This window comes from Stenotrophomonas sp. NPDC078853, from assembly GCF_044901215.1.
GTDB lineage: Bacteria > Pseudomonadota > Gammaproteobacteria > Xanthomonadales > Xanthomonadaceae > Stenotrophomonas > Stenotrophomonas lacuserhaii.
On sequence record NZ_JBJDOQ010000004.1, the window covers coordinates 247,640 to 265,379 of the forward strand.

The 17,740-nt window shown below is 65.4% G+C and carries 15 protein-coding genes; 4 read left to right on the forward strand and 11 right to left on the reverse strand.

What is annotated here, in order from left to right; translation table 11 throughout:
* Positions 1-8: 8 nt before the first annotated feature.
* From ACI2JH_RS06905 to grxD, 9 genes are all read right to left on the reverse strand, one after another.
* On the reverse strand, positions 9-3,869 hold the full coding sequence (locus ACI2JH_RS06905; RefSeq protein WP_182655461.1) for a pilus assembly protein: 3,861 nt from the start codon (positions 3,867-3,869) through the stop codon (positions 9-11).
* Positions 3,870-3,879: 10 nt separating this feature from the next.
* Complete coding sequence (locus ACI2JH_RS06910; RefSeq protein ID WP_042614182.1) at positions 3,880-4,389, reverse strand: PilX N-terminal domain-containing pilus assembly protein; 510 nt, start codon at positions 4,387-4,389, stop codon at positions 3,880-3,882.
* 4 nt (positions 4,390-4,393) lie between these two features.
* On the reverse strand, positions 4,394-5,557 hold the full coding sequence (locus ACI2JH_RS06915; RefSeq protein WP_404735777.1) for a PilW family protein: 1,164 nt from the start codon (positions 5,555-5,557) through the stop codon (positions 4,394-4,396).
* Positions 5,554-6,030, reverse strand: coding sequence for a type IV pilus modification protein PilV (gene pilV / locus ACI2JH_RS06920; RefSeq protein WP_042614181.1), 477 nt, complete (start codon positions 6,028-6,030; stop codon positions 5,554-5,556). The genes ACI2JH_RS06915 and pilV overlap by 4 nt, the downstream gene beginning before the upstream one ends.
* Positions 6,027-6,545, reverse strand: coding sequence for a GspH/FimT family pseudopilin (locus ACI2JH_RS06925; RefSeq protein WP_101100028.1), 519 nt, complete (start codon positions 6,543-6,545; stop codon positions 6,027-6,029). Before ACI2JH_RS06925 ends, pilV begins: the two co-directional genes overlap by 4 nt.
* Positions 6,546-6,810: 265 nt before the next feature.
* Positions 6,811-8,202 carry a nucleotide 5'-monophosphate nucleosidase PpnN gene (gene ppnN, locus ACI2JH_RS06930; RefSeq protein ID WP_372487391.1) on the reverse strand — a complete coding sequence of 464 codons (1,392 nt, stop codon included), beginning with the start codon at positions 8,200-8,202 and terminating at the stop codon, positions 6,811-6,813.
* A gap of 110 nt (positions 8,203-8,312) precedes the next feature.
* The gene (locus ACI2JH_RS06935) at positions 8,313-11,537 is read right to left on the reverse strand and encodes a carboxypeptidase regulatory-like domain-containing protein (RefSeq protein WP_404735778.1); all 3,225 of its coding nucleotides are present in this window, start codon (positions 11,535-11,537) and stop codon (positions 8,313-8,315) included.
* Between the two features lie 242 nt (positions 11,538-11,779).
* Complete coding sequence (locus ACI2JH_RS06940) at positions 11,780-12,529, reverse strand: SDR family NAD(P)-dependent oxidoreductase (protein WP_404735779.1); 750 nt, start codon at positions 12,527-12,529, stop codon at positions 11,780-11,782.
* A complete protein-coding gene (gene grxD / locus ACI2JH_RS06945) occupies positions 12,526-12,846 on the reverse strand; it encodes a Grx4 family monothiol glutaredoxin (RefSeq protein WP_042614176.1) in 321 nt (106 codons plus the stop codon). The genes ACI2JH_RS06940 and grxD overlap by 4 nt, the downstream gene beginning before the upstream one ends.
* A 122-nt stretch (positions 12,847-12,968) precedes the next feature.
* Between grxD and ACI2JH_RS06950 the strand changes: the two genes are divergently transcribed.
* Positions 12,969-13,550 carry a superoxide dismutase gene (locus ACI2JH_RS06950; RefSeq protein WP_101100125.1) on the forward strand — a complete coding sequence of 194 codons (582 nt, stop codon included), beginning with the start codon at positions 12,969-12,971 and terminating at the stop codon, positions 13,548-13,550.
* A 116-nt stretch (positions 13,551-13,666) separates the two neighbouring features.
* Here ACI2JH_RS06950 and ACI2JH_RS06955 read toward each other — a convergent pair whose 3' ends face one another.
* Together ACI2JH_RS06955 and purE are read right to left on the reverse strand one after the other, a co-directional pair.
* The gene (locus ACI2JH_RS06955; RefSeq protein WP_101100024.1) at positions 13,667-14,815 is read right to left on the reverse strand and encodes a 5-(carboxyamino)imidazole ribonucleotide synthase; all 1,149 of its coding nucleotides are present in this window, start codon (positions 14,813-14,815) and stop codon (positions 13,667-13,669) included.
* Positions 14,812-15,315 carry a 5-(carboxyamino)imidazole ribonucleotide mutase gene (gene purE, locus ACI2JH_RS06960; RefSeq protein ID WP_101100023.1) on the reverse strand — a complete coding sequence of 168 codons (504 nt, stop codon included), beginning with the start codon at positions 15,313-15,315 and terminating at the stop codon, positions 14,812-14,814. Before purE ends, ACI2JH_RS06955 begins: the two co-directional genes overlap by 4 nt.
* Before the next feature lie 58 nt (positions 15,316-15,373).
* Between purE and ACI2JH_RS06965 the strand changes: the two genes are divergently transcribed.
* The 3 genes from ACI2JH_RS06965 (at position 15,374) to ACI2JH_RS06975 (ending at position 17,550) form a co-directional block, all read left to right on the forward strand.
* Positions 15,374-15,643 (forward strand): Trm112 family protein, encoded by a 270-nt coding sequence (locus tag ACI2JH_RS06965; protein ID WP_042614172.1) that lies wholly within the window; start codon positions 15,374-15,376, stop codon positions 15,641-15,643.
* Positions 15,640-16,506, forward strand: coding sequence for a carboxylating nicotinate-nucleotide diphosphorylase (gene nadC, locus ACI2JH_RS06970; RefSeq protein WP_101100022.1), 867 nt, complete (start codon positions 15,640-15,642; stop codon positions 16,504-16,506). The genes ACI2JH_RS06965 and nadC overlap by 4 nt, the downstream gene beginning before the upstream one ends.
* Positions 16,507-16,611: 105 nt before the next feature.
* Positions 16,612-17,550: a DUF2272 domain-containing protein gene (locus ACI2JH_RS06975; RefSeq protein WP_404735780.1), complete on the forward strand. Its 939-nt coding sequence runs from the start codon at positions 16,612-16,614 to the stop codon at positions 17,548-17,550.
* The last annotated feature ends 190 nt before the right edge of the window (positions 17,551-17,740 follow it).

Below are 17,740 nucleotides of genomic sequence, written 5' to 3' on the forward strand. Positions count from 1 at the left end.
ATTCTCCATTACTGGATCTGGCGCCAGGACTGGCGACCGCAGGGATACGGAACATACATCGGCGGAGCGCCCGCTACGTTGACCACCATCCAGCAGCCCGAGCCACCCGGTGGGGTCGGCGCGGGCGCTCCACCACCGGGGTTGGCCGGCGGCTGCAGGCGCGGCACCACGGAGACACCGACGTCCTTGACCGGCGCGGTACCTCCCGTGGCCAACGCCATGCTGGCGGTTCCCGCGACTGCGGTGGCACCGCTGATCGAGCCCATGCGCACGCCGGACAAGGCACCGCCACCGGTGCGCGGATTGAGCCCGAACAGGTTGTTGCCACCGCCTGCGGTACAACCGGAGGTGATCGAGTCCGGGGTGTAGGTCGGGATGAACAGGATGCCGGACGCCAGCTCGGGATAACCCACCGCGCGCTCACCGGCAGGCAGGTCGATGTACCAGCCGCGCGCGCTGGTGGGCGCGGTACCGCGGCTCAATGTCCGCCCACCGGTCCCGGCAGCCACCGTATACGGGGTCAGGCTGGTGCGCGTCAGGGTGCTGGTGACGGCCGCATTGGAGGTGTCGTTGAAACCATACAGACTCTGGATCTGCGTCGAGGAAATCGGCAGCGTGTCGTCATTGAAGGAGAAGCTGCCGGTACCGAACATCACCAGCACGCCACCACTTTCACCGGCCGATGCCTGCAGGCCGCCGGTGATCGGCTGGCGATACGTCGCCCCGCTCTGCACGAAGGTGCTGGTGGTGAACACCGGCACGGTGACCGAATTGGCCGTGGACAGCAGGTCGAACTTCCACACCGCACCCTTCAGGTCGGCCGCATAGACGGTGTCGGCATAGCCGTCCCGTACCCTGGCCGGCAAGCCGGTGGACGCATTGATGTTGGCCGTATCCAGCCGGTCGAGCACGATGATGTTGCCCAGGCCATTGCTGCCTGCGATGCCCGAGTTGCTCTCGGTGGCTTCGATCATGCGGATCGTCGGCGTAGCCGCGTTACCGATATCCACCACGAACAGCACGGCCTTGCCGCTGCTGCTGGAATAGCCGTTGCCGAAGATGGCCTTCCAACTGACGCCACCATTCAGGGTGCGCACCGGTACGATCACCGGCTTGCCGAGGACGTGGCCGATGTTGGCCTTGACTGCATCGGCACCGCTCAGGTCATTGATTTCCCACAGCCGGTTGGTGGCAGTGAAGCTGCCCGGCGTGGTCACATCCAGCGCGAACACGCCCCGACCACCCGCGCCGGTGCTGCCGACCAGCGTCGTATTCCAGGTATCGTTGTAGTAGGTATCTGCAACGGTGAGCGGACCATCCACGAAGTAGCGGTGGGAGAACTGCTGGGCATTCACCTTGGCCGGATCGTAGGGAATCAGCAGGTTGCCCATGTGACCGTACGAGGTAGCCGGGATGTAGCCGAACGTTTCACGTCCGCCGTTACCGCTGACCGCACCCGTACCGTCCATGCCGCCATCGAAGGCGTGCAGCATGCCGTCGTTGGCGCCGGCATACACCATGAAACGCTTGCTGGTGCGCTTGCTGTTCAAGTACGCGGTGTAGCTGCTGGCCAGGGTGCCGCCCAGCGCGCGGTAACCGAAATCGTCGGTCGGGGCGCTGATGACCGGCGTGGAATTGATGATGTCGCCCAGCGCGTTGGTGCGATCGCGAAGCTTGCCATTGCGACGGACTTCGTTGGCGGTATCACCCAGCAGGTAGTTGGCGGCGATGGTGGGCGTCGCGCCGAGTCCGGTCAGCCCGCCGGTCGTGCAGATCGCCTGGCCCGGATACAACGAGCTGGACAGGCCGCACAGCCCGGCCAACGTCACCGTGGTCGGGCCGAACTTGCGCACGCTGCTGCCATCATTGAAGTACACGTTGCGCGCTGCGGCGGCAGGCAGCTGCGCACTGGCCTCCCAGATCGGCGTGAACTGCGCTTCGCGCGCCGCGTTGACGGTCACGCGGGCAGCCGTCAGGCGGCTGAACCAGTCGGTACCGTTTTTCTGCACGCTGTATTCCGGCGAAACCGTCAGCGAGCCGGCGCCAATGCGCGCACCGCTGGTGGCCAGCGTGCCCGACGGCGATGCCGCAGCGCCGACGGCCTCGAGCACGCGACGCATCGCGTCGGTGACGTCGCCCGGCGTCTTGGCATTGATGAACTCGCCGCGCGAATTGATCGCGGCATGCCACAACTCGTCGATCACCCGGCCATCGTCGCCCGAGAGCGGATCGCCACCGGCGTTCCAGTTCGGCGGGTTGGCATAGGGATCATCGGTTGCTGCCTGATTCACTTCATAGATGAGCCCCTGCGCACCCAGCGTCACGCCGTAGAAGTTCATGTGCAGGTTGGCTTGGCAGTCCAGCCGCTTCCATTGGGCAGACGATGGGCTCAGCGTCGAGCACTCTTCCGGCACCGGCACCAGTCCGGTCTGGAAGCTGGCGCCGGTACGCAGGGGCGTCGAAGCGCCGCCATAGTACGAAGCCGCGATGTCGGCGATGGTATTGCTGTAATTGTCGGCAAACGGCGCGCCGGGGAAATGTGTGCCGCCGGCGCTATCGGCATTGCCATAGCCACCGGCGGAGTTGCCGCTGTTGGTATAGCCATCGGTGAACAGCATGCCGCCATTGCGCTGGCACGCGCGCACGACCGGCGCACCGGCGTCGGTGCGGCGGAACTGTTCACCCAGGAAGGCCGCCGCCTGGCGGTTCGGCGTACCGCCGCTGGGGTTCAGGCCGTAGATCTGGTTGAACAGGTTCGCACGCTGGGTGGACACGTCATGCATGGTCACGTTGACGCGATTATTGATCGTGAAATAGCCGACCCGCATGTTCTCCACGCCAGCCATCGCGTGCGAGGACGAGCCCACCATCGACAGGATGCGGTTGCGGTGATACTGGAACCAGTTCGCGAAATTGACCTGCGCCGCCACCCGCGCGGTGGCGTCGGAATAGTTGTCCGGCAGGATCTGGTAGCGCCGCATGTTGCAGCCAGGACCGCAGGCATTGGCGATCACCGGGCGGTTGGCATCGGCGGTCTTGTAGCCGGCCGGGGCCGGCGCAGCTGCGGGCAGGTAGAAAGTCGCCGGCACGTAGGCCATCTGCACCGTGCAGTTGGCCCGCACCAGCACGTCCGAGGACAGCGTCGTCCAGGCGTTGCCGGTGCTGGGAAGACCGTTCGTGCCGGAGTTGCAGCTACGCGCATTGGAACGGTAGCGCGTCCCGGAAGGGATCGTCATCCCGGTCATGAACTGGAACGACTCGCCGTTGACCTCGCGATATGCAAGGTTGTAGATCGTGTTGTAGTCGTTGCTGAAATCAGTACCGTAAACCGAGGGATTACGCGGGTCGGCGCGGGCCCTGTCGAACGCGGCGTCAGGCCAGAGCGCCGGAATACCCGCAGCCGGCGGCTCCGGAAGGCTCCACGGGTCGTACTTCACGTTCGGGTTGTAGTAACTCGCGTTGTACGCGGGAGATCGCGCAAAACCGAACTCATCGATCGGCGGAATGGCGCGACCCGGGGTGTAAGAGGTATTGAACGACGCGTGCGGGAACAGGTACAGATAGCAGTCGACCGAGTTGTTCGCGCAGCCCTCGCCCACGTCGTAGAACACGCCGGCCGAACGGAAGAAGCTGCTGCCGTTCCACTGCATGCGTCCATCGCCGCCCTGGAAGATACGCTCGAAGGTCATCGAGTTCGAGTCATCGACCGCCATGATGAAAGCCGGCTGGATCGAGGTGGTGTTGTTCAATGGAGCCTGCGCCAGGGCACCCTGCCCCTGCGCGGCGAACAGGCTGTAGGCGAAATAGGCGCCCGCGCCCAGCACGACAGCAGCGGACGCAGCAGCGATCCGGAAAGTACGACGTGTCATGCCGGTGGCCTCAGAGCTTGAAGACGGTGTCGACCGAGGCCGTGGACGAGGAATCCGTCGCGGTATCGGTGGCAAAGGTGGTGATCTGGTAGACCGGCGTGACCGGGTCGAGCGCATCGCCCATCGCCAGCGAGCCGCCACCGATGATGCAGGCGTCGATGCGTCGTACGTTGACCGCCTGGGCGGTGGTCAACGGGCGCCCACGCCCCCAGCTGACCGGATCGAAAGCGACGTCACAGTTCTGCTGGATATCGGTATCCACCAGCGGCGCATTGGCCGGCGCGGCGGTGCGGTTGGCGATCGCTTCCAACGCGTTTTCGCTACGCCGGGTGACGCCTTCGGCATTCTGGAAGGCGACGTTGGTGGCGCGGTAATTGGCCGCCATTTTTTCCTGCATGCCGGCAACCTGCATGCCGGCGATGCCGATCAGCGCCAGCAGGATCAGCATGATCAGCGCGACGTACAACACGGCGCCGCGCTGGTTGCGGGGCATGGGTCGCAGGCGGGCAGGAGCATTCATGGCGTCAGTTCCCGAACAGTCGGTTGCGCAGGGCAATCGTGGATTCATAGGTGGTGCGGTAGCGGCCGTCGCTGGCCGTGGCCGGCGCGAAGCCGACGCCGAGCGCGCGCGGATAGGTGACCGCGTCCGTGGGCGCTTCGGCCTGCGAACGCGCCGGGCTGCGGGCCAGCACGCCCACCTGGACCTGTCCGACGCGACGCCACTGCGCGGCACCAGTGGCATTTGCATCGCTGGTGACGCCGCTGGCGACCGCCTGGGTGGTGATGTTGCCGGCCGGCGGCGTGGTGGAGCTCATCTCGGTGGTGCTGTCGAGGCCGAACAGCAGCTGCAGGCTTTCGATGCCTTCCACCAGTTCTTCCCTCAAGCCATAGCCGTTGTTTCCGTCGGCCCGCGCACGCATCAATGCAGGCTCGCCAGACCCCGACGTGCCAACGTAATACACCACCGATTCGGCGCGGTAGATCATCGTCTGGCCGGTCGGCTGCACGGTGAAGCGGTTGAGGTTGGATCCCAGGGCCGTGACGCTGCCCGCCGTGTAGGTGCCCCTGAACACATTGGCGTGGCTGCAGTCCGCAACGCCGAACAGATTGGGCGTGCCTACGCCGCCCTCGTTGAACCGCGCGCCGGCAGTGGCATCGAAGCCCACCACGCTGTCGGTGTTGGCGGTCAAGGCGGTGACCGGCACGCCTTCGGCGGCGAGATAGCGAAGCACCAGAATGTCGCTGCCGCCACGCGGATTCAGCGCGGCGATCGCGGCCGGCAGCCCGGCCGGGCCCGCCCAGGTGTCGCCCAGGGTCAGCTGGCCGCCTGGCGCAGTGCTTGGCGCTTCATAGCCCTGGATGCTGACTGTGAAATCCAGCGGATGGCCGGAGCCGCTGGTCGCCGCGATGTTGACCACCGGGTCGCCCTCGCCCTTCACGAAATGGGCCTGGTCGTTCACGCAGCCGAAGTGACCGGCCATGCGAATGTCACGCTGCAGGAATTCGATCGCGAAACGACCGTTTTCCTGCGCACGGGCGTTGCCTTCAGCCAACCGCGATGCGGCACGCGATGCGGCGAAGATCTGGATCACGCCCAGCATCAGCACCAGGCCGATGACCATGGCGATCATCAGCTCGATCAGCGACAGACCGGCCTGGCGACGCGCGGCAGAGACTGCGCGCCTCACAGCTGCGACACCAGGGTGAAGGTGGTCCGCCCGTCAGGATTTGCAGGATCCCAGCGCTGGTCGCCCCAGGCGATGCCCACGGTGACCTGGCCGTTGGCGTTGACTACCGTCGCACTGGCGCCTTCGCCGAGGGCCTGGACCACCTGGCACTGCCAGCGGGTGATGTTGTTGTTGAGGGTCACCGCGGTGCCCAGGTTGCGCGTGCAACTGGACGCCTGGACGGTGCCGGCGGCGAACGCTGCATTGGTATACCAGCCTGCCTGGTAGCGGTTGCTGCGCATCTGGTCGAGCAGGTCATAGGCCAGGTTGGTGGCCTGGGTGCGGTAGTTCGAACTCTGCACGAAGCGCACGCTCATGGTCTGCAGCATGGCGAAACCGAGCAGGCCGAAGGCGAGGATCAGTACTGCGACCAGCACCTCGATCATGCTGAAGCCACGCTGGGCGCGTGCGAAGGAAGGAAGACGACGACTCATTGGCAGGCGCCCTTGATGGAATTGATCTGTCCGGCGGCGTTGATATCCAGCCGGCGGCGAAGCGCCTCACCGCCACACTCCGTCGGCTGCAGGGTCAGCGACTGGGCGGCGGCGGCACGGCGGCGGCCGCGATTGTCGAAGGCGATGACCGCAGTGCTGGGCCCGCCCGCCGTCAGGGAATCGGTCTTGATCGGGATGTAGCGCAGGACGGTTTCGCCAGCCTGGTAGGTGCCGTCGCCGTTCACATCGGCCCAGGCCAGCATGCCGCGCGACCAGTTGTTGTCGCACGAGGTGCCCGTGGCGCTGCCGCAGACCCCACCGCCGCGCTTGTTGCGCACCGCCTCACTGCGTGCCAGCGACAACAGAGCGGTCATTTCGTTGCCGGTGGCCGCGACGCGGTTGGAACGGATGGTGCTCTGGAAGCTCGGGAACGCGATGGTCGACAGGATCGCCAACACGGCGACGGTGACCATCAGTTCCAGCAGCGTGAAGCCCTTGGACAGGCGTAAAGACATGGGACGCTCCCCAGCGTGATGTCGGCACGATGAGGCAGCCCGGCACGCCCCGCAAGGGGGTGCAGGACGAACGGTCATTCGGGGGCGACAAGCGTCAAAAGATCGGCGCCGCAAGGGCGACAGGCGTGACGACCAACGGTCGTCACCCACCAGATCAACGCTGACGGCCAGCGGCCGTCACTACCGGGATCCACGGTAGCGCCGAGCCATGCTCGGCGAGCGCAGCAGCAAGGGATGACGGCCAGCGGCCGTCACTACCCGACCGTCAGGCCAGCACCTGGTAGCACGGCTTGTACTCGCCGGAGATCTTCATACGGCGCTGGTCGACGAAGGCGCGCAGCAGCGCGTCCAGCGCCTGCATCATGTCGGCGTCGCCATGGATCTGGAACGGACCAAACTCCTCGATCCGGCGCATGCCGTCTTCCTTCACATTGCCGGCCACGATGCCGGAGAACGCGCGGCGCAGGTCGGCCGCCAGGGCGTGCGGGGCACGGCCGTGGTGCAGGTCCAGTCCGGCCATCGCTTCATGCGTGGGTTCGAACGGCTGCTGGTACTCCCACGGGATGTCGATGGACCAGTTGAAGAAGAACGAATCCTTCTGCGCCAGCCGATGTTCGCGCACCTGCTTGATGCCTGCAGTCATCTTGCGCGCGACCGCCGACGGGTCGCCGATGATGATCTGGTAGCGCTCGGCGGCCGCATCGCCCAGGGTCAGGCGGATGAAGCGGTCGATCTGCTCGAAATATGGCGCAGCCACGGTCGGGCCGGTCAGGATCAGCGGGAACGGCAGGTCCTTGTTCTCTTCGCGCAGCAGGATGCCCAGCAGGTACAGGATCTCTTCTGCCGTGCCCACGCCACCGGCGAACACGATGATGCCGTGGCCGATGCGCACGAACGCTTCAAGCCGCTTCTCGATGTCCGGCATGATCACCAGGTGGTTGACGATCGGGTTCGGCGACTCGGCCGCGATGATGCCCGGTTCGGTCAGACCGATGTAGCGCGACACGCTCTTGCGCTGCTTGGCATGGGCGATGGTGGCGCCCTTCATCGGGCCCTTCATCGCGCCCGGGCCGCAGCCGGTGCAGATGTCCAGCCCGCGCAGGCCCAGCTCGTAGCCGACCTGCTTGGTGTACAGATATTCGTCGCGACCGATCGAGTGGCCGCCCCAGCAGACCACCAGGTTCGGGTCACCTGGGTTGAGGATGCGCGCATTGCGCAGCAGCCCGAACACCGCATTGGTGATGCCGTCCGAAGATTCCAGTTCGGCCGCATAGGCCGGGCCCATTTCGATGGCCATGTAGGCCAGGTCGCGGACCACCGCGAACAGCAGCTCGGCCACGCCACGGATGATCTCGCCGTCGACGAAGGCCATCGCCGGCGCGTTGGCCAGGTCGATGCGCACGCCGCGGTCCTGCTGGGCAACCTGGATGTCGAAATCCGGGTACAGGTCACGCGCCGCGCGCGGGTCGTCCGAGGCGCTGCCACTGGTCAGCACCGCCAGCGCGCAGCGCCGCAGCAGCTCGTGCATGCCGCCACCGGAGGCATCGCGCAGGCGCGCGACTTCCGCCCGGGACAGCACATCCAGCCCACCGCGCGGGTAGATCCGCGCGTCCTGCACCGGCAGCGTACGTGCCGGCTTTTCAATCGTCGTGGTCATGTCCAACGTTTCGCTTCCTCAAGGTGTCCGACTGTAGCGCTGCCCCCATGAAAAAGAAAACGGCCGGGTTTCCCCGGCCGCCTTTTTTTACGCTTTCAGTTCCGGGAAGATCAGAACTTGTACTTCAGGGTGACCTGCATCGACCAACGCGACACAGCCGTGTTGCCCTTGTCGTTGTTGTTTTCCTGGACCTGCGGGTTGTCCGTGGAGCCGTTGAAATTGTAGACATACTTGCCGGTGGCCGGATCAATACCCGCGTAGTTGGCGATGCGACGGGTAGAGAAGAAGCCGTAGTCGTCGATCAGACCCCACTTCTTGTTGAGCAGGTTACCCACGTTCATGATGTCAAGCGCGATCTCGCCCTTGTGACCGTCCATGAAGCCCGGGAACTCCTGGCTGATGCGCACGTCGAAGCTGTTGACCCACTTCGCACGATGCTGGTTGGCCGGCACGACCTGGCCTGCATAGCCAGCAAGGTCGGAGTTGCCTTCCAGCCACGTGAAGAACGCGTCTTCCATCGCCGCGCCGCCGGTGAACAGAACGTCACCACGGCCCGCCGGCACATAGAACAGATCGTTGGTCGTGGCGCTGTCGCCGTTCACGTCATTGTAGAAGATGTAGCTGTACGGGCGGCCCGAGCGACCTTCGTAGAACATGCCGATGCGAGTGGCGTTGTCACCGAAGAAGTTGTGCTTCCACTCCAGCGATCCGGTCACACGATCCTTGATGGCATAGCGCGAGTTGTAATCAATGTTCTCATTGGCGTTGAAGATCATCGCGTTGTTCCAGTTCGAGGTGTTCTGCGAGCTGGTCAGCGGATTGACTTCAGTGGCCTTGGTGTAGGTGTAACCCAGCGACCAGCCGAAGTTTTCGGTCAGCGGCTTGGCGAGCGAGAAGGTCGCCTGTGCACCGTGGCCCTTGTCGGTGTTCTTCATCAGCAGCACATCGCCGATGTCGTTCGGACGGTTGGCACGGTTGCCCGCGTTGTTCGTACCTGCCTCGATGCCGAAACGACCCGCATTGGCCGGGTTGCGACCTGCAGCATTCCAGTAGATTGCACGGCCGTCCGGGCCGACTGCCGTGGGTGCGCCCAGATCGAGGCGTTCGAAGTAGATGCCGTCCTTGACCTTGGTGAAGAGCACCTCGGCCGAGGCCACGACGCCGTACCACGGCAGCTCGTGATCAAAGGCCAGGTTGGCCTTGTACACCGAAGGCAGACGCACGCCGTCATCGATCAGATCCACGTTCTGACGCGCAGCGGTCGGGCCGCCGGCCGGAATGTACGGATTGTTGATGTCCGGGGTAAAGACGCCGGTCTGCGGGTTGGCCGTGGTGCTGCGCTGGTCGTATTCGATGTAGTTCAGACCGGTGTTCTGGTATGCGCCTGCCAGCCACACGTTCGGGGCAGCGCCACCAAACAGGCCAACGCCACCGCGCAGCTGGGTCGGACGATCACTGTCGAAGGTGTAATTGAAGCCAACGCGCGGCTGCACGAGCGCCTTGTCCGGCAGCTTGGTGTTGTCGTAGCCGTAACGGTTTTCAATGTTGGCGTTGTACAGCTTCTGGTCGCTGAAATCGGGCATGTCCACGCGGACGCCGAACATCAGCGTCAGGTTGTAGTTGACAGCCCAGCTGTCCTGCACGAACAGACCGGTATTCTTCAGGTTGAAGCTGGCCGGGATATCGGCGCGGCTGCCATCTGGACGCGGAGCGCGCAACTGGTAACGGCTCGGGGTCCCGGCGAGGAAGTTCTGCAGGTTCGAGAACTCGTACACACCGTTGAGGTTACGACCGTAGAAGTTCATCAGGTCGTTGTCGGAATAGTCGAAGCCGAACTTCACGGTGTGATCGCCGACGTACCAGGTACCTGCACCGAAGGCGCTCAGTTCCTTGGACTCCACGATGTTGACGTGGGAGTTCTGCTCGGTGCCCAGCAGCAGTGCGCTGTTGTTGGTGCCGAAGCCGTTGATGCGGATCTGCGGCAGGTCGCTGGCGGTGGCGCGGATGGCACTGTAGTCCTTGTGCGACACCTTGAACTCGGTCGAGAAGTTCTCGGACCAGTCGCTGAACAGTTCACCCATCCAGGTTTCGTAGGTCTTCGGCTGCGAATACCAGTAGCTGCTGAGCGAGATGGTGCTGTTGGCGATGCCCGGGAAGCGCATCACATCCTGCTCCATCTTGTTGTAGCGCAGGGCCGCACGGTGGTTGTCGCTGATATTCCAGTCCAGCTTGACCGCATACTCTTCGATCTCGGTCTTGCTGTCCTGCGCGGTCAGGCTGCCAGCGTCATAGCCGAGAGCGGACATGCGCTGCTGCACGGTCGCAATGTCGGCGGCGGTGATCTGGCCGGTGCCGAACGGCGTGTCACCCAGGCCGATGCCCGGCGCGCTGCGCTCGTACTTTTCATAGTTGGTGAAGAAGAACAGTTTGTCCTTGATCAGCGGACCACCGAAGGTCATGCCGTAGGTCTTCTCGTCCTTGAACCCGGCGAAATCGGTGTTATCGCCTTCCAGACGATCACGCACCATGTCCTTGTCACGGTAAGCGTAATAGACGGTACCGTCGAAATTATTGGTACCCGACTTGGTCACAGCGTTGATTACCGCGCCCGTGCCGCCGGAGATCGTCGTGTCGTAGTTGGCCAGGTCGATGTTGATTTCCTGGATAGCGTCCATCGACACCGGCTGACGCTCGGTCGGCAGGTTGTTGGACTCCAGGCCGAACGGATCGGATGCATTGATGCCGTCGATGCGGATCGCATTGAAACGGGTGTTCTGACCACCGGCGGAGATCGCGCCGTCAGCCTTGCTGACCTGCGAAATACGCGGATCCAGTCGGATGTAGTCCTGGATATTGCGGTTGGCCGACGGCAACGCGTCCAGGCTCTCGCGATTGATGTTGGTGCCCGAGCCCATCTTGGTAGAACTGAACACTTCCGAGCCACCGCCAACGGCGACAACCTGAACGGTGTTCAGATCGGTGGCGACCATGTCACCCGCCAGGTTGGCATTGATCGTATTGACCTGGTTGAGGTTCAGGTAGACGCCGCTTTCCGTCTTGGTGCCTTCGCCAGGCTTGGTGATCGTAATGGTGTACGGGCCACCCACGCGCAGGCCGCGTGCCGAATAACGGCCGGCTTCATCGGTCGTGGCACGCGAAACGGTGCCGGACTCGGTGTGGGTGATGGTGACTTCAGCGCCAGCGACAGGCGCACCGGCGGAAGAGACGACCTGGCCGCCGACACCGGCAGAGGTGCTCTGGGCAAAGGCAGGAGCGGCGGCAAGCACGGTCAAGAGGCCAAGGGTGAGCTTGGACGTCCGGAGAGTGTGGTTCATCTAGGGTAGCCTCGATGGGAGTTGGCGATGGCGGATAAAAAAGCGCATCCAGGCAGCCTTGCGGGCGGCTGCTCGGACAGTTATCTGGGGTTCCCAACCGTGAACGGCAGCTGCCGCAACGGTTAACAATAGATTAACACGGTACGATCCGAATGTGACGGTAGTGCGACAGAAGCGGCCTGATCGCAACCCAATCGTGACGATTCCTTCACTCCCCGCGAAGGTTCAGCTCACGAAACACCCTATTCGGGGCGGACGGCCTTCACGCTTCCTCGCCACGTCAAGCCCTGCGGCGATAGCAGGACGACCGCCGCGGCGGCAGCCGCCCCCGGTCCGCCGGCCGCATCATCCTGGTCCAATGACCATGCGCGGGCGCGCAGCGCCGTCCGCATCGGGGCCGGCTGCAGCCCGGCAATGCGTACCGGTCCCTGCTTCAACTCGTCGTGCAGGCTGGCCAGCAGCCCGCGCAGCCCATGCTGGGCCACGCCGTAGCCGCCCCAGTAGGCGGCCCCCACCCGTGCCGGGTCGTCCAGGCAGAACACCACCGCCGCATCGTCCCGCTGCTTCAACAGTGGCAGGCAGGCCTGTACCAGCAGGGCGGGCGCGGTCAGCGTGACGTGCAGCGAACGGGCGAACGCAGCTGGTTCAGCCAGCTCGAACGGGGTCAAACCCGGGAAGTCCGCAGCGCAGACCAGGATGCCGTCCAAGCGGCCGAGTTCGGCCTGCACGCGGCTGGCCAATTCGGCGAAATCGTCCGGGGTGGCGCCTTCCAGGTCCAGCGGATACAGCAGCGGATCCGGTCCGGCTTGTTGCACCTGGGCGTAGACCCGATCAAGCCGGCGCGGCTTGCGCCCGAGCAGGATCACCGTGGCCCCGGCCGCCGCGCAGGCCACCGCGGCGGCGCTGCCGAGCCCGCCACCGGCACCGACCACCAGGATCACCCGGCCTTCGAGCGCGCCGGCTTCGGCGTCAGGCGACGCGGCCAGGCTCATGCAACCGAGGCTTCTTCGACGATGCGCTTGAGCTCGCCGGCTTCGAACAGTTCCATCACGATGTCGCAGCCCCCGATCAGCTCACCGTGCATGAACAGCTGCGGGAACGTCGGCAGGTTGGAAAAGCGCGGCAGGTTGGCGCGTATTTCCGGCTCTTCCAGTACGTTGATGGTGCGCAGGGACACCGCCCCGGCGGCCATCAGGGCCTGCACCGCGCGGCTGGAAAAGCCACACATCGGGTATTGCGGCGTACCCTTCATGAACAGCACGAGGGGGTAACGATCAACTTCGGCCTGGATCTGCTGCATCACTGCCACAACCACACTGCCTCCCGGATGGGCGAATCCGACCGCGACGGTCGGCTAGACTTCCCACAGTAGTCGCCATTGTAAGCCGATGGAACCGGCCACCGGCGCTCCTCCTTTCCTTCCTTCATCGCATGCCCATGGAACTCACCGACCTTCCCTACTCGCCCGGCGCCCTGCAACCCCATCTGTCCGAACGGTCGGTGGCGCTGCAGCATGGGCAACACCAGCGCGGCTGCGTGGATCAGGTGAATGCGCGGATCGTGGGCACCGAATGGGAGGATGCGCCGCTGGAGCGGATCGTGCGCGAAAGCCAGGGCGCGCTGTTCGAAGCGGCCGCCCAGGCCTGGAACCTGCAGTTCCAATGGCAGAGCCTGCGGCCGCGCGGTGGCGGGGATCCAGTGGGGCGCTTGGCTGATCAGGTGAAGCGTTGCTTCGGTGACACCGCCAGCCTGCGCAAGGCGTTCAATGACGCCGCGCTGGGCCTGTTCGGTGCGGGCTGGGCGTGGCTGGTACTGCATCCGGACGGCAGCTTGGCCGTGGTGGTCACCCGCAATGCCGCCACGCCGTTGACCAGCCACAGCGTGCCACTGCTGGCCTGCAACCTCTGGGAACACGCGTATTACCTGGATTACCAGAACGACCGTGCGCGCTATCTGGAGGCCTGGTGGAAGGCGGTAAACTGGGAATTCGCCGCAGAGCAGATGCCGGGTTGAGGGTAGCGCCGAAGGCAGCGCCAGGCCGTGACGACCAACGGTCGTCACCCACCGTTGAATGACGGCCAGCGGCCGTCGCTACCCATTCAATGACGGCCAGCAGCCGTCACTACCGGTCAGGCGCGCAGGGCCTGGACGGCCGGGGCTGCCTGGGCCTGTCGACCCAGCGCTTCGCCTACCTGCTCCAATGCCGAGGCGAGCGCGGACGCGTCGTCGTCGCGCAGGGTGGCATGGCCGACCTTGCGCCCGTCACGCGGCTGCTTGCCGTAGTCATGCCAGTGGCCACTGGCCTGCGCCAGCACCGGCGCCGCATCGGGCATCGCACCGATCCAGTTGAGCATGCAGGCATGCCCCAGCATGCGCGTATCGCCCAGCGGCAGGCCCAAAACCGCACGAAGATGGTTTTCAAACTGCGAGGTTTCGCTGCCTTCGATGGTCCAGTGACCCGAATTGTGCACGCGCGGCGCCATCTCGTTGGCCAGCAGTTCGCCATCGCGGCAGAACAGCTCCAGCGCGAACACGCCCACGTATTGCAGGTGCTCGGCCAGGGTACGGGCATAGCCGATCGCCGCCTGCTGCTCGGCATCGGACAAGCGGGCCGGCGCGAGGCTGGCCGACAGCACGCCATCGACATGCCAGTTGCCGGTGACCGGATACGCCTGGAAGCTGCCATCGCGGCCGCGCACGGCCACCACGCTGACTTCGCGCTGGAAGGCCACGAAACCCTCCAGGATCAGGCCGGTCCTTTCGACCTGCGCGCCCAATGCGTCCCACGCCGCATCGATGTCGGCTTCGGTGCGCAGCCGGAACTGGCCCTTGCCGTCATAGCCCAGTCGGCGGGTCTTGAGAATGCACGGCAAGCCGAACGCGGCGACCTTTTCGGCCAGCTGGTCGCGGCTGGCGATGTCGGCGAACGGCGGCAGCGGAATGCCCAACTGCTGGAACAGCGTCTTCTCGCTGAGCCGATCCTGTGCCACGGCCAGCGCCGACGGCGGCGGATATACCGGCACCTGGTCGGCCAGCCACTGCGCGCTGTCGGCCGGCACGTTCTCGAAATCGAAGGTGACCACGTCCACCTTGGCGGCAAACGCGGCCAAGGCCTGGCGGTCATCGAACGCGGCCACGGTCAGCGGCGCCAGCGGTCCGCCACAGGCATCGGCGGCCGGATCGAACAGTTCAAAGCGCAGGCCCATCGGCGCACCGGCCAGGACCATCATGCGGGCCAGCTGGCCGCCGCCCAGGATGCCAACAGTCTTCGTGCTCATTGACGCGGATCGTCGTGGGCCATGACCTCTTCGGTCTGGCGTGCGCGGAAGGTCTCCAGCGCCGTGCCGATGGCCGGCTGGTCACTGGCCAGCATCGCCGCGGCGAACAGCGCCGCGTTGGAGGCACCGGCATTGCCGATGGCGAAGGTGGCGACCGGGATGCCGGCCGGCATCTGCACGATGGACAACAGCGAATCCATGCCGTTCAGCGCCTTGGACTGCACCGGCACGCCCAGTACCGGCACGGCGGTCTTGGCGGCGATCATGCCCGGCAGGTGCGCGGCGCCACCAGCACCGGCAATGATCGCGCGCAGACCGCGCGGACCGGCCTGTTCGGCGTAGTCGAACAACACGTCCGGGGTGCGGTGGGCCGAAACCACCTTCACTTCGAACGGAACACCCAGCGCTTCAAGCTTCTGGGCGGCGTGCTGCATGGTCTCCCAGTCGGAGCGGGATCCCATGACGATGCCGACGAGCGGCGCGGATTGGTTGGGGGTCATTGGCCGTCACCTGCCTTAAAGACGTATTCTAGCCGTCTTCCACGCAAGACGAAGAACCATGGATCGCAAGCTGCTTGACCTGCTGGTATCGCCCGACACCCGCCAGCCCCTGTCCCTGCTGGATGCCAAGGGCCTGGAAGCCCTCAACCGCGCCATCGGTGCCGGTACCGTCAACAAGGCCGACGGCAATCCGCTGGCCCAGCCGTTGCGGCAGGCGCTGGTAACCCGCGACCGCAAGCAGGTGTTCCGCCTGGACGATGGCATCCCGGTGCTGCTGGCCGAAGAAGCCATCGCCACCGCGCAGATCGCGGACTTCCCTTCCGCATGAGCACGGCCGCCGCGGGCGCGTTGATCGCGCCGGATCCGGCGCAGGTCGCCGCCGACGTGGCGCGTGCGCTGGCCGAAGATATCGGCAGCGGGGATGTCACCGCCGCGCTGCTTCCCGACCATGCCGACAGTGCCTACCTGCTGTGCAAGCAGGACGCGGTGATCGCCGGACGCCCCTGGTTCGACGCTACCCATCGGGCCCTGGATCCGCAGGTGCGCATCGACTGGCAGGTCAGCGAAGGCCAGGCCGTGGCCGCCGGCACCGTGCTGGCGCTGCTGCACGGGCGCAACCGCTCGCTGGTCAGCGCCGAGCGCACCTCGCTGAATTTCCTGCAGACCCTGTCGGGCACCGCGACGATCACCGCGCGCCATGTCGCCGCGGTGGCCGGCACCGGCACCCGCATCCTGGACACGCGCAAAACCCTGCCCGGCCTGCGCCTGGCGCAGAAGTACGCGGTGCGCTGTGGCGGCGGCGACAACCACCGCATCGGCCTGTACGACACGGTGATGCTGAAGGAAAACCACATCCGCGCCGCTGGCTCGTTGCCGGCCGCGGTGGATGCGGCGCGCACGATGTGGCCGCAGCTGCCGCTGGTGGTGGAAGTGGAAGATCTTGACCAGCTGCAGCAGGCACTGTTGTCCGGCTGTGATCGCATCCTGCTGGATGACTTCCCCGCTGCGCTGCGCCGCGAAGCGGTACGCATCACCGCCGGACGCATTCCGCTGGAAGTCTCCGGCAGCGTTGGTCTGGATGGCCTGCGCGCGATTGCCGAAGACGGCGTGGACTGCATTTCCATCGGCGGCCTGACCAAGCACGTGCAGGCCATCGACCTGTCGCTGAAGCTCGGCCCGCCACCGGGCTGAGGGGAGCGTGCCGACCAAGGTCGGCACTACGTCACCCGACAGATGCACCCGCTATTCACGTGCACACTGAGACGCTGCGCCCCTCCCCCTTCTGCGGAGCACCGCATGCGCCGGTTGCTGCTTGCCTGCCTGTTGCCTTTCTCCGCCCTCGGCCTGTCCAGCGTCAGCACCGATGCCGCGGCGGCCGAAGCCTGCGATGTGCCGCCGCCCTATGGCTTGAGTCCGTTGGCCCTGTCGATCCGGCAGACCGCCTGCAACGAACACCGCCTGTGGTTTCGTCCGTTCATCGACCGCGAAGGGCGCGCCGCCAGCCTGGCGGTGGCCGAAGCGGAGAATGAGCACCTCGCCGACAACGGTCTGATTGCCTGGCGACGGGTCTCCGGTTATTGGCGCGACAGCGGCACCTTGAATGCGATGGGCGCGATTCCCGGCGCCAGCAGCTGTATCGCTCCGTTGGGATCGCGCTACACCGACAGCGACTGCCGCGCCTTCCTGATCGACAACCCCTGGTCGGCCGCCTTCATTTCCTGGGTAATGGTCCGCGCCGGGGTTCCCGGCTTCAACGCCTCCCCGCGCCACATCGATTACATCCGTGCCGCCTACAACGGCGCATCGCCCTATCGTCTTGCCGATCCGGCAGCGGAAAAGCCTGCCGTCGGCGACCTGCTGTGCTTCCTGCGCGACCGCCGGGAGACCCTGACCTACACCGGCCTGGTGCAGGCGCTGGGCAACGGCTCGGTGGGTCACTGGAAGTCGCATTGCGAGGTCGTGGTGTCGGCCAACATGGGCGGCGACCGCACCCTGTACCTGATCGGCGGCAACGTCCTCAACACGGTAGCGATGCGCATGCTGATGCTCGACCGAAGTGGCCGCATCGAACTGCCGACCAAGCGCGACGCCGAGCCGGACGGGATCGCGCCGACGTGCACGCCGGGGCGCGAAGAGGAATGCAGTTTCAACCGGCAGGACTGGGCGGCGCTGTTGAAGCTGACGGCGGCCGCGCCGATGCAGTCCCCCTTGCCGGTGGCTGCACCTACGGAGTGAGGGTCGAACGGGTGAGGCCCCCTCGCGGGTGGCTTTTAGGGCGGCAACTGGGGTGGGCTGGGCGGTGGGGCTGGGCGGGGGACGGCAAAAGCCGCATCCATGCGGGCCTCGGTTCGCGGCCAAGAATTGGCGAAAAACCCCCCCCCCACCCCCCAACCCCCCCCCAAAAAAAAAAAAGGGGCCCCCAACC